The organism is Actinomycetota bacterium, assembly GCA_035640355.1.
Classification (GTDB): domain Bacteria; phylum Actinomycetota; class UBA4738; order UBA4738; family HRBIN12; genus CALGFI01.
The window spans coordinates 1-16,438 of sequence record DASQWI010000001.1; the positions used below are offsets into that span (position 1 = coordinate 1).

General features: G+C 69.0%; 13 protein-coding genes. 5 read left to right on the plus strand and 8 right to left on the minus strand.

The annotated features are described in order from the left end of the window. Both VFA08_00005 and VFA08_00010 read right to left on the minus strand, forming a co-directional pair. The coding region (locus VFA08_00005; protein HYZ11976.1) for a divalent cation transporter at positions 1-223 on the minus strand (223 nt) is incomplete at its 3' end. Between the two features lie 92 nt (positions 224-315). Continuing rightward, a complete protein-coding gene (locus VFA08_00010) occupies positions 316-1,248 on the minus strand; it encodes a Fe-S cluster assembly protein HesB (GenBank protein HYZ11977.1) in 933 nt (310 codons plus the stop codon). A 52-nt stretch (positions 1,249-1,300) separates the two neighbouring features. On the opposite strand from VFA08_00010, the gene VFA08_00015 reads away from it, so the two are divergent. The 4 genes from VFA08_00015 to VFA08_00030 all read left to right on the plus strand — a co-directional run bounded on the left by VFA08_00015 (position 1,301) and on the right by VFA08_00030 (position 6,031). Then, a complete protein-coding gene (locus VFA08_00015; protein HYZ11978.1) occupies positions 1,301-1,582 on the plus strand; it encodes a hypothetical protein in 282 nt (93 codons plus the stop codon). Between the two features lie 52 nt (positions 1,583-1,634). Further along, entirely contained in the window at positions 1,635-2,501 is an 867-nt protein-coding gene (locus VFA08_00020) for a cyanophycinase (protein HYZ11979.1), read from the plus strand. 225 nt (positions 2,502-2,726) lie between these two features. Next, positions 2,727-5,495 (plus strand): cyanophycin synthetase, encoded by a 2,769-nt coding sequence (cphA, locus tag VFA08_00025; GenBank protein ID HYZ11980.1) that lies wholly within the window; start codon positions 2,727-2,729, stop codon positions 5,493-5,495. Between the two features lie 20 nt (positions 5,496-5,515). Continuing rightward, positions 5,516-6,031: a hypothetical protein gene (locus VFA08_00030; protein ID HYZ11981.1), complete on the plus strand. Its 516-nt coding sequence runs from the start codon at positions 5,516-5,518 to the stop codon at positions 6,029-6,031. Between the two features lie 68 nt (positions 6,032-6,099). Here VFA08_00030 and VFA08_00035 read toward each other — a convergent pair whose 3' ends face one another. Genes VFA08_00035 through VFA08_00060 form a run of 6 tightly spaced genes read right to left on the minus strand, consistent with a single transcriptional unit; the run spans position 6,100 to position 14,804 of the window. Further along, the gene (locus VFA08_00035) at positions 6,100-6,666 is read right to left on the minus strand and encodes a thioredoxin family protein (protein HYZ11982.1); all 567 of its coding nucleotides are present in this window, start codon (positions 6,664-6,666) and stop codon (positions 6,100-6,102) included. 52 nt (positions 6,667-6,718) lie between these two features. Next, the gene (locus tag VFA08_00040; protein HYZ11983.1) at positions 6,719-8,422 is read right to left on the minus strand and encodes a Mur ligase family protein; all 1,704 of its coding nucleotides are present in this window, start codon (positions 8,420-8,422) and stop codon (positions 6,719-6,721) included. 2 nt (positions 8,423-8,424) lie between these two features. Then, positions 8,425-9,729, minus strand: coding sequence for an MFS transporter (locus VFA08_00045; protein HYZ11984.1), 1,305 nt, complete (start codon positions 9,727-9,729; stop codon positions 8,425-8,427). Positions 9,730-9,771: 42 nt separating this feature from the next. After that, on the minus strand, positions 9,772-12,930 hold the full coding sequence (locus VFA08_00050; protein ID HYZ11985.1) for an adenylate/guanylate cyclase domain-containing protein: 3,159 nt from the start codon (positions 12,928-12,930) through the stop codon (positions 9,772-9,774). A 46-nt stretch (positions 12,931-12,976) separates the two neighbouring features. Further along, entirely contained in the window at positions 12,977-14,314 is a 1,338-nt protein-coding gene (gene gabT / locus VFA08_00055) for a 4-aminobutyrate--2-oxoglutarate transaminase (protein ID HYZ11986.1), read from the minus strand. 58 nt (positions 14,315-14,372) lie between these two features. Beyond that, positions 14,373-14,804: a hypothetical protein gene (locus VFA08_00060; protein ID HYZ11987.1), complete on the minus strand. Its 432-nt coding sequence runs from the start codon at positions 14,802-14,804 to the stop codon at positions 14,373-14,375. Between the two features lie 169 nt (positions 14,805-14,973). On the opposite strand from VFA08_00060, the gene VFA08_00065 reads away from it, so the two are divergent. Then, positions 14,974-16,422 carry a gamma-aminobutyraldehyde dehydrogenase gene (locus VFA08_00065; GenBank protein ID HYZ11988.1) on the plus strand — a complete coding sequence of 483 codons (1,449 nt, stop codon included), beginning with the start codon at positions 14,974-14,976 and terminating at the stop codon, positions 16,420-16,422. Positions 16,423-16,438: the final 16 nt, after the last annotated feature.

The following is a 16,438-nucleotide window of genomic DNA, read 5'->3' on the forward strand; positions in this document are numbered from 1 at the left end:
CCGCCATCGCCCCGAAGATCGTTCCCCGCATGCCGACCGAAGCAGGGATCAGGACGAGCAGGCCGGGGAGCAGCGACAGCGTGTCGGTGATCGCGCCGAGCGTCAGGCCGGCGACAAACGACGCGACCGTCGACAGGGCGAGCGCGACCAGACCCTGCCGGAGCGTTCGGCGCTCGGCTCGCAGGGACGCCCAGATGTTGCGTGCGCGCGGACGAAAGGCCATAAGGGCTCGCTCAAGACGGGATCCTTCACCACGATCATGGTGGACCGCGGGAAGTATGCGGCGGCGCGCAACGCCGGACAAGGACCGGTTAGTTACGCCTCGTTCACCCAGTCGCGAGTCAGGAACATCCAGAACGCGAGCCCCGCGTACGGTCCATACCGGCGGAACCGCCGCTGTATCGCCGCGTCCGTCGCCGCCTTGCGGCCCGCCCGCTTCACGTAGGTCGGCCGCGTCCACGAGTCGAGGATCAACCGGTGATACCTGCCGAGGGTCATCATGATGTGGGCGGCCGCGTACGGACCGACGCCGGGGAGGGCAAGCAGCCGGCGCTCGAGCTCCTCGTCGTCGAGCTCGTCCGCCGACGCGCGGCCGAACCATTCCACGTCGACCTCGCCGGCGGCGACCGACCGGGCGAGCGACTCGAGGTAGGCGCCGCGATAGCCCGCGCGTGCGACATCGCGGTAGAAGCCCGTGCCGGCCTCGGCCATCGCCTCGGGCGTGGGGAACGCGCGGCCCCAAGGAGTGTTAGGCGGGGCGCCTGGGGCCGGCTCGCCGAGATTGGCGACGATCGCGTGGACCATGCGAACCGTCGCTGACCACGTGCAGTTCGTCGTGCAGATGGTCTTCACGACGTCCTCGAACACGCTTGCGCTCCGCACCATTCGCCCCGCTCCCGTCGTCACCCACGACAGCTGCTCGTCGTCGGCGGCCGCCGCGTAGAACGAAGAGAGGTCGGCGTCGAGCCGGAGGACGTAGCGGACAGCGTCGGTGACGTCGTCGGCGACGCCGTTCGACGAGGCCGGCCCGAGGATCGAGAGTCTTGCGTAACCACGACGGCCGGACTCGATGCGGACGCGGCGCGGTTTCCCTCGCCGCGTCCGCACGGTGAGCTCGGTCGCACGGTAGTTCGGATCCGGCTTCATCGGGGGGAGGTCGACGAAGCCGTGCGAGTTCAGGGTTCGAACGAGATCGACCGGCTCTCCGCCCGCGCCGACCAGCCGGAGCTCGCGCGTGGTGACACTCATGATCGAAGACGACGGCCGAGCTTACAGGCGCCGCGGTTCGTACGATGACCCGGTGCGGCTCGAGTTCACGGCCTGGGCGACGGAGATCCTCCAGCGAACCCACTCGGCGGCCCGTCGGTTCAACCCCCAGGCCACCGTGCGGGTCCACCGCGGCGCGGACGGCGTCGAGTTCGCGCTGATCGACGAGCGCCACGACGGCGACGAGCTCATCGCCGGCGACGGGTTCGAGCTGTGGGTCGAGCCCGGCCTGGAGGGAACCGTCGACGTCGTCGAGCCGCACGACCGCCTGATCCTTCGCCCCCCGGGCGATCCCGAGCGAAGCGCTCGCCACTAGGTTTCGCGCCACCAGCGGCCCGCGCTGGGACCGGGGCTACACTTTCGTCACCGTGTCTTCGGATGACGTTCGCGTTCAAGCCATTCGCGCCCTGGGCGGCGCGGGTCCGGTCATGCTGATCGGCGGCGCCGAGGACAAGGTACGCGACAAGGTCGTCCTCTCTCGCTTCGCGAACGACGCAGGCGGCGCCCACGGACACGTCGTGGTGGTGTCCACCGCGTCGTCGCTGGGCGACCTGGCGTCCGAGCGTTACCGGGACCTCTTCGGCGGTCTCGGCATTGGTCGCGTCACCGGCCTTCGGCCCGAGGAGCGCGCGGAGGCGGACTCGCCGGAGGTCGCCCAGGCGCTCTCGGATGCCACGGCCGTTTTCCTTACCGGCGGCAACCAGCTGCGGCTGTCGTCCGTCGTAGCGGGCACGCGTCTCGCCGACGCGATCCAGCGCGCGCACGACCGTGGCGCGGTCCTCGCCGGGACGTCCGCGGGCGCGAGCGCGATGGCCGCGCACATGATGGCGTTCGGTCGCTCGGGTGAAACGCCCAAGACGCGGATGGCACAGCTCGCGGCGGGGCTCGGCATCGTTCAGGGCGTCGTGATCGACCAGCATTTCCAGCAGCGCGGTCGGTTCGGGCGCCTACTCGCGGTCGTCGCGCAGTCACCGTCGCTCGTCGGCATCGGCCTCGACGAGGACACGTGCGCCATCGTCCACGCCGATCGAACGATAGAGGTCATCGGACGCGGCGCCGTGACGCTCATCGACGGCTCGCACGTGGTCACCGACGCGCACCAGGCGAAGGGTCACCGTCCGATCATGGTGTCGGGGGCCGTCGTGCATTCGCTTCCTGCCGGGACGTGGTTCGATCTGCGGGCGCGACGGCTGCTCGCGGGCGAGCCCGGCGTGGAACGCGAGGCGTCTGAGTGATCAGGGGGGCGCGGGGGCCCAAGAAGTGAGCGAGCGGGAGCGAGCGAACGTGGCCCCCGCATCGACGGGGGCGCGGGGGCCCAAGAAGTGAGCGAGCGGGAGCGAGCGAACGTGGCTCCTGCTTCCGGTAGCAAGACCGGTAGCAAGACGGGGACAAGGGCTGATCGGCAGCGGACCAAACGCGAGCCCGTCGCCGACAAACCGCCCCTCAAGGCCGATCTTCGGATCGTCCAGAAACAGGTCTTCCGCGGTCCGAACTACTGGAGCTACGAGCCCTGCGTCAGGCTCCTCGTCGACCTCGGCGTCCTGGAAGAGTGGCCCTCGAACACGATCGAGGGGTTCGTCGAGGGTCTGCTGGAGATGCTCCCGGGCGTCGGCGAGCATTCGTGCTCGCTGGGGCGGCGCGGCGGGTTCCGCGAGCGTCTGGCGGAGGGAACGTGGCTCGGCCATGTCGCCGAGCACGTCGCGATCGAGCTCCAGCGTGAGTCCGGCGCGCATGTCTATCGAGGCAAGACGCGGAGCGCCGGTGAACCCGGCCGGTACAACGTCATCTACGGGTACTGGGAGGAGCGCGTCGGCGTCGCGTCCGGTGAACTCGCGGTTCGGATCGTCAACCACCTGGTCGAACCCGAGGACGGGTTCGACTTCCTCGCAGAGCTCGAGAAGCTCATCCTGCTCGCCGAACGTCGCGCGTTCGGGCCGTCGACACAGGCGATCCTGGACGAAGCGGCCAGTCGACGCATCCCGTTCATCCGACTGAACGAACAGTCCCTCGTGCAGCTCGGATGGGGGAGGTACCAGCAGCGCATCCGGGCCACGATGACCTCGAAGACCTCCTCGCTCGCCGTCGACATCGCCGGCGACAAGGACATGACGACGCGCCTGCTCGCCGCGGCCGGTCTTCCGGTCCCGCGCGGCGAGATCGTTCGAACCGAGGACGGTGCCGTCGAGGCGGCGAACCGCATCGGCTTTCCCGCAGTGACGAAGCCGATCGACGGCAACCACGGTCGCGGCGTCGGCCTCGACCTCCGGACCGAGCACGACGTGCGTGAGGGGTTCGCCCGCGCCATCGAGGAATCACGGCGCGGGGAGGTCGTCGTCGAGAGCTACGTGACGGGCAACGACTACCGCGTGCTCGTCGTCGGCGGGCGGATGGTCGCCGTGGCACAACGCGTCCCCGCACACGTGATCGGCGACGGGACTCACACCGTCGATGAGCTCGTCGATGTCACGAACCAGGACCCGCGACGCGGGATCGGTCACGAGAAGGTGCTGACCAGGATCAAGGTCGACTCGCGCGCGGTCGACCTGGTGCGGAAGCAGGGGTACCAGATGGACGACGTCCCACCCGAGGGCGCCCTGGTCAAGCTGGCGGAGACGGGGAACATGTCGACCGGAGGGATCTCGATCGACCGCACGTGGGAGGCGCACGAGGAGAACATCGAGATCGCCGAGGAGGCGGCGCGCGTCGTCGGCCTCGACGTCGCCGGGATCGATTTTCTCGCACCCGACATCACGCAACCGGTCCGGGAGACCGGTGGCGCGATCGTCGAGGTGAACGCCGCACCGGGCTTCCGGATGCACACGCATCCCACCGAGGGCGAGCCGCAGTACGTCGCGAAGGACGTCGTCGACCTGCTGTTCCCACCCGGAACGCCGGCCCGCATCCCGATCGTCGCGGTGACGGGCTCGAACGGCAAGACCACGACCGTCCGGATGATCGCGCACATCTACAAGGGCATGGGACGTTCCGTCGGGTTCACCACGACCGATGGGATCTACATCGACGAGCGTCTCGTGAAGCGAGCCGACGCGTCGGGTCCGAAGTCCGCGCAGATGGTGCTGCAGAACCCGCGGGTCGATTTCGCCGTGTTCGAGACGGCGCGTGGTGGCATCCTCCGCGAGGGTCTGGGATACGGCGAGAACGACGTGGCGGTCGTGTTGAACGTGACCGGCGACCATCTCGGGCTCGGCGGGATCGAGACGATCGAGCAGCTCGCCGCCGTGAAGCAGGTGATCGTCGAGGCGGTTCCGAAGACCGGGTGGGCGGTGCTGAACGCAGATGATCCGCTCGTCGCCGAGATGCGCAAGGCGTGCAGCGGCAGCGTGATCCTGTTCTCGATGCAGGACGAGAACGAGCTCGTCGAGCGGTGGGTGCGACGGGGGCGCAAAGCGATCGTCCTGGAGAGAGGACCGCTCGGCGAGAAGATGGTGATCCGCGAGGGTCGGCGCACGATGCCCATCGCATGGGTCCACACGCTGCCGGCGACGTTCGAGGGCCGCGCGCGGATGATGGTGCAGAACGCGATGGCCGCGGCGGCGGCCGCGCACGCGGCAGGTGCGCACCTGCACGACATCCGACAGGGCCTGCGTTCGTTCACGACGTCGATCTACCAGGCGCCGGGGCGGCTGAACCTGTTCGACCTCGACGGGGTGAAGGTGTTGATCGACTACGCGCATAACGCGGCTGGGCTCGAGAAGCTCGGCGAGTTCGTCGAACGTCTCACCTCGGACCCGAAACCGGGCCCCCGCGCCGGAGCGCCGTCGTGGAACGCGAACCTGCGCGTCGCCGTCGTGGCCACGGCGGGGGACCGGCGCGACGAGGACATGCGCGAGCTCGGGCGGGTCGCCGGCCGGTACTTCGACGACATCATCGTGCGCGAGGACCGGAACACGCGCGGCCGGGCTCGCGGCGTGACCGCCGAGCTGATCGTCGAGGGCGTTCGCGACGCCATGACTCAAGGCGCCCGCGCGGGCAACGTCGAGGTCGTCCCGGACGAGATGGACGCGACCCGCCGCGCGCTCGATCGCTCGCGTCCCGGTGACCTGGTCGTCCTGTGCGTCGACTACGCGACCGACGTGTACAAGGAGCTGGAGCGGAGGCGCTCGCTCGCGGCGCCGACCGTCATGCGCGCCGGCAACGGGCAGGACGGGTGGCAGGTGGCGGGGGGCGACCCTGATCTCGTCACCATCGTCGACGAGACCGGCCTTTGAACGAGCGTGGGTTCGGGCGAATGACGCGCCCGCGTTCGATCCTCGCCGGGATGCTGATGCTCGCGCTCACGGCGGTGTTCGTCGTGATCGGAATCGACGCCGTCCTCGACGCGTTCGTGACCGGGCGGCTCGATCGGGACACCTACCTCACCGCCGTCGGCTTCGGCCTCAACGTCGAGGAGATGAAGAACTTCCTCGCCATCGTCGGCATCGTGATCCTGGCGCTGTGCGTGGTGACCACGATCGAGGCGATCGGCGTGCTCGGAAGCCGCGAGGGCGTTCGTCACGCGGCCGTCGGAACCTTCCTCGTCTTCGCCGCGGTCACGTTGATCCTGTCGATCGCGGAGCTGATGTCCGAAGAGGTCGAGCGCAGCGTCGCCGTCGCGATCGTCATCGGCGTGGTCGACGCGCTGATCGTCTACCTGCTTGTCCATGAACGCACGACCGCGGAGTTCGAACTGGCCGAGCGCGCACGCGACCGCGCGCGGTCGGTTCGCGTCGCGGAGCGTGCCGCGCGAAGGACCTCTCGAGCGTAGCGAGATCTACTGCGGATCGTTGCCATCGTCTTCCAGGGGTACGCACAACGCTCGCTCCGCTCGCTGTGCTACCCCCCGGACCCCGGCTTCCACTTGATGCTGCAGCCGACGCTCGGTCGCTGGTCGGGTGGCACTTCCCGTCCCTCGAGCACGGCGTCGATCGCGGCGCGCAGATGCTCTCCCGTCACGGGGATCCCGTTGCGGGGCCGGCTGTCGTCGAGCTGCCCCCGGTACACGAGTTCCCGCGCCGGGCCGTACAGGAAGAAGTCGGGCGTACAGGCGGCGCCGAACGCCTTGGCCACCTCTTGCGATTCGTCGAAGAGGTACGGGAACCGGTAGCCCGCGAGCCGGGCTTCCTCGGCGAGGCTCTCCGGCGCGTCCTCGGGGTAGGTCTCCGGATCGTTCGCGCTGATCGCGACGAAGGCTACGTCCGCGTCCGAATAGTCGACGGCGAGGCGCGCGAGCTCCTCCCGAACGTGCGCGACGTACGGGCAGTGCCGACAGATGAACATGACGAGCAGGGCGCTGCTTCCGCCGACGTCGGCGTCGCTCACCGTCCTTCCGGTCGTCACGTCGGGTAACGCGAATGAAGGCAGCTGGCTGCCGAGCTCCGACATCGTGGAAGTCGCGGCCATTCGATTCTCGCTCCTTGCTCGAACCTTCGTCTGTTGGACGTCAACGTCGATGCTACTTGGCGGCGCGTGAACGACGGGCCGCCGCCACGTGCCGCCGAACCATGGCAGGGGTGAGGCGCACGCCGCCGTTCTCCCCGAGCCATGCGAACACCTCCGGCCGCATTCCGAGCGCCGTCACCGCGACGACGTCGCCGCGGCGCGAGCGCTGCAGCATCGCCCGGAGTGCCGAGAGCTCGTCCGGATGGACGTCCACATCGTCCGCTCCAGCGTCGATCGCGCCGGCTCGAAGCCCGTCGATCACGTCCTCGCGTTCGCGACCGCGCAGGTAACGCAACAGCTCCGCGATCACTACGTGGTCCGCGCCGCGAGCCGCGCGATACCCGACCCGATGCAAGATCTCGTCCGTTCGGTCACCGGCGGCGCAGATCGCCAGCCAGATCTCGGCGCCTGCGGGCCGGAGCCCGTCGCACAGCTCCAGGAGGCCCCGCATGCCGGCTTCGTTGTGCGCGTAGTCGACGACGACCGCGCGACCGTCGAGCTCGAACAGGTTCGCCCGTCCGGGATTCCGCTCGGGATCGAGGACGAACGAGCGGAGCCCCTGCACGACGGCCCGCTCGGGGAGCCCGATCCCGAGCGCGGCCGACGCCGCCTGCATCGCGTTCATCAGGTTCATGCTCGAGATGCCGGCGATCGTCACGGGGACGTCGACGAGCGGCACGAGCGCGCGCGAGTGCGAGCGTTCCAGCACCGTCATCCACCCGTCGAGCGGGACCGTGGCGCGTCCGCCCTCCACGAGCGTCTCGCGCACCGCGGGGTGATCGGGATCGAGCGAACACATCCAGATGCGGCCGCTCGCACCGCGCCGCATCGCGAGCACGCGCGGGTCGTCGGCGTTCAGGACGTCCCATCCCTCGGATCGCGTGATCTTCGTGATCGTCGCCTTCACTTCGGCGAGCTGGTCGAGCGTTCGGATGCCGAGCAGTCCTAGATGATCGGCCGACACGTTCGTCACGATCGCCGCGTCGTTGTGCAACACCCCGATCCCGCGGAGCAGGATGCCGCCACGCGCCGTCTCCAGTACGGCAACGTCCGGCCGCTGTTCGAGGGCCTTCGCCGCGCCGCCGAACCCCGAGTAGTCGCCCTCCTCGATGAGCTCGTCGTCGCGGTACACGCCGTCGGTCGACGAATACGCGACGCGCTTGCCGGCCGACCGCACGAGGTGAGCCAGCAAGCGCACCGTCGTCGTCTTGCCGTTCGTCCCGGTGACCGACACGACCGGGATCATCGGGTCGGGCACGCTCGGTTCCTCGCCAGGTTCCGCGGCGGCGACCCGCTCGGCGACTTCGGCGAGCGTTCGGTCGAGTGACCGGCGTGCGTCGAACGTCGACAGCAGGCGCGCGATCTCGTTCCCGGCAGCCTCAGCCGTACCACGGCGTCGCCAGGGGAACGACACGACGATCTCGTCGGCCCCGGGCCCCGGCCGGCCTCGCACGGCCAGGCGGACGTTGCCCTCAGTGGCCAGCCGGCGCGCGAGCGTCGCCGCGAACCGGGCCACCGCGCGACGACGTTCCTCGGTATTCGGCCGGCCCGCCCGGCCGCGCGCCCGCGCAACCTCCAACGCTCGCACGAACCGATCCTCGCGCACTGAAAGCCACGGGCCGACGCGCAGCTGCACTTTGATCGCGGGCCGTGGAAAGTACAGGTTCGGGCCCTCCAGCACCCGGAGCTCGACGAGCTCCGCGCGAGGCGTGGCCATCGTCATGCGGTCTCGCCCGCCCGGTAGCGGCGAAACGACGGAACGAGCCACGCCAGGAGGCCGGCACCGACGATGCACATGAGTCCGCCGGAGACGACGGAAACCGTCGGCGAGAACGCCGACGCCACCAGCCCAGCCTCGAGGTCGCCGAGACGCGGACCGCCCGTGACGACCAAGATGTGGATGCTCGACAGACGCCCGCGGAGCGAGTCCGGGACCGACAGCTGAAGGATGGTCGAGCGGAACACCGCCGAGATGACGTCGGCGGCGCCGGCGAGCGCCAGGAAGAACAGGCCGAGCCAGAGGTTCGCGCCGATGAGACCGAACGCGGCGATGCCCGCACCCCACAGCAAGACGGCCCACACGACCGCCATACCCTGGCGACGTACGTGCTTGACCCAGCCCGTAGTGAGCGCGCCGATCAGCGCGCCGACGGCAGGCGCTGCGAACAGCAGCCCGACGACGGCCGCTCTGCGATGGAAGTGCGTTACGGCGAGGATGGGGAAGAGCGCCCGCGGCATGCCGAACACCATCGCCACGACGTCGATCACGAACGTGGACTGGAGGACGGGCCGCCGGCGCAGGTAGGCGAACCCCTCGACGACGGCGCGCCAACCCGTCGCGACCGTCTCGCCGCGTTCGGGCGGTATGGGATGGATCGAAACCGCCGCGGCCAGGATCGCGAGGTACGTCACGAGGTCGATCGCGTACGCCCACGCGAGGCCGAACCTGCCGCCGGCCGCGATCACCACTCCCGCGAGCGCCGGACCGAGCAACGCCGTCGCGTTCCATGCGACCTGGTTCAGCGCCAGCGCTGAGGGAAGGAGGTCCCGACCTACCAGGCGCGGTGTCATGGCCGAACGGGTCGGAGAGTCGATCGCGGAGAGCATGGCGATCAGGGCGATCGCCCCGTACACCAGGACTACGGGAGGCCGACCGGCGAGTGCGCCGATCAACAGGGTCGCCGACGCGACCATGAACCCCAACTGAGCGCCGATCAGGATCTTCCTGCGGTCGAATGCGTCGACGAAGGCGCCGGCGGCGAGCGTTCCGACGGCGAGCGCCGTCACGCCGACGAGCCCCGTGAGACCCACGGCCGCGGGCGACCGGGTGAGCCTGAAGACCTGGATGAACGTCGCGACGACGGTGAACTGATAGCCGACCTCGGAGATCGCCAGCCCGAACCAGAGTCGTCGGAAGTCGGCCGAGGTACGGAGCGGCGAGATGTCGACGGCGACTCGGCGAACGGTTCGCCTCACTCGGGACCGTCTCGTCGACGCGATCGGTTCGGGCGCCTCGGTCGACATGATGCGACGCTAGCAGCGCGGCCGACGGCGGCGGTCTCAGCGCTAGAGCGCCGCGAGCGCAGCCGTCGTGCGTTCGATGAGCGGCATGACGCCCTTCGCCTCGTGCAGGGCGAGGGCGCGCGCGTACGAGGCGGCTGCCTCTGGCCGACGGCCTGCCGCGGCCAGTGCGTCGCCAAGGGAGCGGTGCGCCTCGCCTTCCTGCCAATCGCTGCGGCCTGCCAGATACGCAACGGCCTCGCTCGCGAGGCGCACGGCGTCGTCGTGCTGCCCCGCTGCGGAGAGCACGATCGACTCAGCGATTCGTACCAGCGATTGCGTGTCCTCGTCGTCGGGCGCGCCGGTTTTGCCTCCGATCCGTACGAACTCGAGCGCGTCCTCGCCTCTACCCTGGACCGCGAGGGCGGTAGCGATCAAACCAGCGAGCGTCGACAGGCGGTTCGTCTCGCCCATGGACTCAAACATCTCGTATCCCTCTCGCCACCGGATCTCTGCCTGGTCCACGTCGCCGGCGAGCCATCCGACGTAGCCGCCTACGAAGAACGGGTGGGCGCGGTTGCGAATGCCGAGCTCGAGCAGGAGCGACCGGGCTCGGGACACATCGGCGCGACCCCCTTCGAAGTCGCCAAACATCGCGCGCAGCCCACCGCGGGTCGCCAGGACCAACGATTCGGCGCATCGGTCGGGAAGGCCCGCGGCAAGCATCGCCTCGCATCGAGGCAGGGCGTCGGCCGCTGTGGTTCGACCCCAGAACAGGTCGATGGCCTCGTACCCCAGCGCGTCTGCCTCGACGCGAGCGTCCCCAGCGGCACGCGCGTATTCAGTTGCGCGTCGAAGCAACCCGAGGTCGGATCGGGGCGTGAGCCATTGGACCTCGATCAGCGCCTGAGCCGCTCCGCGGTGATCACCCAGCGCCTCGAACTCGCGTGCGAACGCCTGCGCGGCTTCTCGCTGCTGTTGCACCGTCGCGGAGGGGTCCGTCCGGGATCGGATGACGCTTCGGATGAATCCAGCACGCAGCGCCGCGAATCGGTTGCCGCTGCGCTGCGCCGCTTCTTCGATCTCGGCGGCGAGCTTCGCCGCCCGGGCCATCGACCCTTCGACGTGATACGCCTCGACCAGCTCGAGCCGGACGTCGTCGTCGTCCGGCATGAGCGACGCGGAACGTACGAGGAGGGAAATCGCCGTCGAGGCGTCCGAGCGAGAAAGCGCTGCCGTGCCGGCGGACGCGTACCGCCTCCCGGCGATCCGCGCGAGTTCCCGTTCGCGCTCCCCCGCGCCGCCGAGCTCCGTGCGATACCGGTACGCCCGCTCATAGTGGTGCGCGAGGATCGCGTCGAGCCCTCCGGGCGCGGCCGCGACCCGTAAGGCCAACAACTCCGCGAAGCGTTCGTGGAGCTCGGCCCGCGTTTCCTTGGGCATGGACTCGTACGCGGCGTCTCGGATAAGCACGTGCCTGAACCGGAACGCGTCGTCGCCGGCGAACTCGGCGCGATCCGGACGGATGAATTCCTTCCGGACAAGCGATATCAGGCAGCGCCCAACGCTCGTTCGCATCTCCTGAGGAGCAAGCGCGGTCACGGTGCCGGTGTGGAACAGCCTTCCCTCCACCGCGCCGCGCTCGATGACTGTGCGCTCTTCCGAACCGAGGCGATCCAGACGCGCCGCGATTAGCGCTTGGATCGTCGACGGCACCGTGATGTCGGACACGTCGCCGGTCGCGACCCACCGGCCGTCGTCGCGGAGGAGCACACCGTCGTCGATCAGCACGCCGAGCATCTCCTCGACGAACAGTGGGTTGCCCTCGGCGGCCGTGGTGATCCGGTCGCGCATACCCGCCGCGAGCTCCGCGCTGCCGAGCAGGTTGTCGACCAGCAGGTCGGAGTCTGCCGATGCGAGCGGCTCGAGGGAGATCGACGTCGCATTGGGCCTACCGCTTCCCCACGTCGGCCGGGCGTCTAGAAGTTCGGGCCTCGCCGTACAGAGAAAGACGATCGACGCCGCCCTGGACCAATCGACCACCTGCTCGATCAAGTCGAGCATCGTCGGCTCGGCCCAATGGATATCGTCGATCACCAGCGCGAGAGGACGCTCCGCGGCGACGCGCTCGAACAGCTTTCGGACGGCCCAGAACGCATCGGTGAGAGCGACTGGTCCTGGCGACAGGCCGAGTAGCCCCGCGACCCGTGCGAGGACGACGTCGGCCTCGTCCGCTCCCACGAGCGCGGCGCGAAGGCCTGCCACGATCATGTCGCTCGGGGCCCCCTCCGGCACCTGTGCGATCGACCGCGCGATCTCGCTCAGCGGCCAGAACGTCATGCCCTCGCCGTAGGAGAGACAACGGCCGACGTGTGTCGAGGCCCGATCCGAGATCTCTCGAGCGAACTCCCGAACCAATCGCGACTTGCCCACTCCTGGCGACGCGATGACGGTCACGAGGGAGCACGTCCGCTCCTGCACCGACGTGTTGAACGCATCGAGGAGCATCCGGAGATGCCGTTCCCGACCGACCATCGGCGACTCGAGGGATCGCTCGCGTCCGGCGGCACCGGCGCGAACGCCCATCAGCCGGTGGGCCCGCACCGGCTCGGACTTGCCCTTCAGCTCCAACGCCTCGAGCAGCTCCGCCTCGACCGCGTCCCGGACGAGCGCGTGCGTCGACGCGCCGATCAGGATCTCGCCGGGATCCGCCGACTGCTCGAGACGGGCGGCGACGTTCACGGTGTCGCCGGTCACGAGCCGCTCGCCCGAGGATGCGTCACCGCTCGCGACGACCTCGCCGGTCGCGATGCCGGTGCGCGTAAGGATCGTGACGCCACGATCCCGCTCGAGCTCCGCGTTCAGCGCCTCGAGGGCACTGCGCATCTCGGCGGCAGCGCGCACCGCGCGAAGGGCGTCGTCCTCGTGCACCTGCGGGATGCCGAATACGGCCATTACCGCGTCACCGATGAACTTCTCGACTACGCCTCCGTGGCGCTCGATCACCACACGCATGGCGTCGAAGTACCGCGCCATCACGCGTCGAAGCGTCTCCGGATCCAGGCGCTCGCCGAGGCTCGTGGAGCCCGTTACGTCGGTGAAGACGACGGTGACGATCTTCCGCGTCTCATGGACCGGTTCCGCCTCGCCGAGCGGCGTCGCGCAGAACTGGCAGAAGCGAGCCTCGTCGGAGTTCTCGCGGCCGCAGCTCGGACAGGCGCGCACGGCGCGAGTGTAGGCCGAGGCGGACAGCCGAACGAGGGGACGAGTCTTACGCGACCGAGCCGAACGCCTCGTCGAGGATGTCCAGCCCCTCATCGAGCAGCGACTCCTCGATCGTGAGCGGTGGGAGCAGTCGGATCACGTTGTCGTACGTGCCCGCCTTGAGGATGACCACGCCGTTCTCCAGGCAGGTCCGGACGATCGCGTTGCCGGTCTCGGCGTCGATCGGCTCTTTCGACTGCTGGTCTTTGACGAGCTCCATCGCCGTCATCATCGCGCGGCCGCGAACGTCTCCGATCACGGTGTGACGCTCCTGCATCTGGCGGAGCCTCGAGAGCACGCGATCGCCGAGGGTCCTCGAGCGCTCGAGCAGGTTCTCGCGCTCGATCTGATCGAGCACCGCCAGCGAGGCAGCGGCCGCGACGGGGTTCCCGCCGTACGTGCCGCCGAGGCCGCCGACGTGCACGCTGTCCATCGCGTCGGCGCGTCCGGTCACCGCACTGATCGGAAGTCCGCTGCCCAGCGACTTCGCGCTGGTGATGAGGTCCGGGACGACGTCCTCGTCCTCGATGGCGAACCATCGGCCGGCACGACCCATCCCGCTCTGGATCTCGTCGGAGATGAACAGGATGCCGTGCTGTGCGCAGATCTCGGCGAGACCTTTGAGAAACCCGGGCGCCGGGAACACGAACCCGCCCTCGCCCTGGACCGGTTCGACGATGACGGCGGCGATGTTCTCCTCGCCGATCACCTTGTGCATCTCGTCACGCGCGTAGGCGAGCGCCTCGCGCGCCGCGTTCTCCGGACCGGTGGGCCAGCGATAGGGGTAGGCGAACGGCAGACGGTAGATCTCGGGCGCGAACGGTCCCATGCCCTGCTTGTACGGCATGGACTTCGCGGTCAGGGACATCGCGAGCAACGTTCGCCCGTGGAACGCGTGGTCGAACGTCACGATGGCCTGCCGGCCGGTGAACTTCCGGGCGATCTTCACCGCGTTCTCGACGGCCTCGGCCCCGGAGTTGGCGAACATCGTCTTCTTCTCGAAGTCGCCTGGCGCGAGCGCGTTCAGGCGTTCGGCGAGCTCGATGTAGGGCTCGTTCGCCGTGACGTGGAAGCACGTGTGCGTGTCTCGCTCGAGCTGCTCCTGCGCTGCGCGGACGACCTCCGGCGGCGTGTGTCCCACGTTCAGGACGGAGATGCCGGTGGCGAAGTCGATCAGCCGGTTGCCGTCGACGTCCTCGATGATGGCGCCCGACGCTCGCGCCGTGACGATCGGATGGATGTTGAACACCGCCTGTGGCACGGCGGCCTTTCGTCGTTCGAACCACTCGCGCGACTTGGGTCCCGGGATCTCGGTGACGACCTTGCGCTCCTGCAGGATGTCCACGCCTGCCTCCTCCTCGCGAAGGACCTAGTCTGGCACGAAGCGACGAGACGTGGCCGGGCTAGCGCCTCGACGTGCCGGCGCGCTCGGGATCGCCGACGACGTGGATGACCTCCAGACCGAAGGCGGACTCGACGCGTCGCGGCAGGTCGACCTTGAGCCATCGCGACAGCCGCGGTGGAAGCGTCGACAGCACGATCGCGTCGAACGGACCGTCGTCTCGGATCGCGTCTTCGATCGCGAGCATCGGGCTCTCGTCCCCGGCGCTCCCATCGGCCTCGATGCCGACCCGTCGCAGACGCTGGAGAGCGGCGTCGAGACGGTCGGTCGCCACTGCCCGAGCCTCACCCTCCGTCCAGACGTGGTCTCGAGGCGGAGTGACGGGGACGACGATGCGGAACGCGGACGGCCCCGACCGGTGAAGGCGTTGGATCGTCGTGAGGAGCGGGTCGCCGCCGAGGGTCTGGTTGGCCACGACCAGGTACCGGCGCACGGGCACCACCTCCCTCGTGTCGATGGTACGACCGGCAGATGTGTCGCGCGAGGCAGCGGCGCCGAGGCATGAGCGACCTCCGCTGGTCACGTTCCCGCCGGGACGGGCATACTTCCTTTCTACGCCGCTGCTCACCGCGGCCGAGCCGACCGAGCGAGGGGGTCGCACGATGGCGGACGTGAAGTCCTGCAAGATGTTCATCGGCGGAGAGTGGGTCGACGCCTCCGACGGCAAGACCAGGAAGATCGAGAGTCCAGCCACCGGAGATGTGATCGCCGAGGTGCCGGAGGCCACCGCCGAGGACGTCGACAAGGCCGTCCGAGCGGCCAAGACCACGTTCGACGAGACCTGGTCCGACGCCACGCCCGGCGAACGGTCTCGAGCACTTCTGAAGATGGCCGACCTGGTGGAGGAACACGGCGATGAGATCGGCCGCCTCGAGTCGGAGAACGTCGGCAAGGTCCTCGCTCTGACGATGTCCGAAGAGGTGCCGGTGATCGCGGACCAGTTCCGTTTCTTCGCCGCCGGCGCCCGCGTCCTCGAGGGCCTCGCGGCGGGCGAGTACATGAAGGGGTACACGAGCATGCTGCGGCGCGAGCCGATCGGCGTTGCGGGGTTGATCGCGCCGTGGAACTACCCGCTGTACATGGCGGCGTGGAAGCTCGGACCCGCGCTTGCGGCCGGCAACACGATCGTCATCAAGCCCGCGGAGAACACCCCGCTCACCCTGCTTCGGTTCGCGCAGTACATCGCGGAGGCTGAGATCTTCCCGCCCGGCGTGTTCAATGTGGTCACCGGTGACGGCGAGCCGGTGGGTGACGCGATCGTCAAGCACAAGGACGTGGGCATCGTCTCCCTGACCGGCGAGACGACGACCGGCAAGCTGATCGCGCGGAACGCTTCCGAGACGCTGAAGCGCGTGCATCTGGAGCTCGGCGGAAAGGCGCCGGTCATCGTGTTCGACGACGCCGACATCTCCACCGCGGCCGAGTGGATCCAGATCGCCGGCTACTTCAACTCCGGACAGGACTGCACCGCCGCCACACGCGTGCTCGCCGGTCCGCGCGTGTACGAGAACCTGGTGTCCGAGGTGACCTCGAAGGTCTCCGAGATGAAGGTCGGGGATATCTTCGACGACGAGGCGGCGATGGGTTCGCTCGTCTCGCGTGCTCAGCTCGAGCGCGTGACCGGGTTCGTCGACCGTGCCCGGGAGCGGGGCGCGACGGTCAACATCGGGGGCGAGGTCATCGACCAACCCGGTTCCTGGTACTCGCCAACGCTCGTCACGGACGTGAAGCAGGACGACGAGATCGTCCAGAACGAGGTGTTCGGTCCGGTCGTCACCGTTCAGCGGTACGACGACGAGGAGCAGGCGCTGGCGTGGGCGAACGGCGTCGATTACGGCCTCGCCGCATCGGTGTGGACCCGCGACGTCGGCCGTGCCCTCCGGATGTCGCGCAAGCTCCAGTTCGGGACGGTATGGATCAACACGCATATCCCCCTCACGCCGGAGATGCCGCACGGCGGTTACAAGCAGTCCGGCTACGGCAAGGACATGTCGATCTACTCGATCGAGGAGTACACGAACGTCAAGCACGTGATGGCATCGCTCGACTGACAGACAACGTCCCACA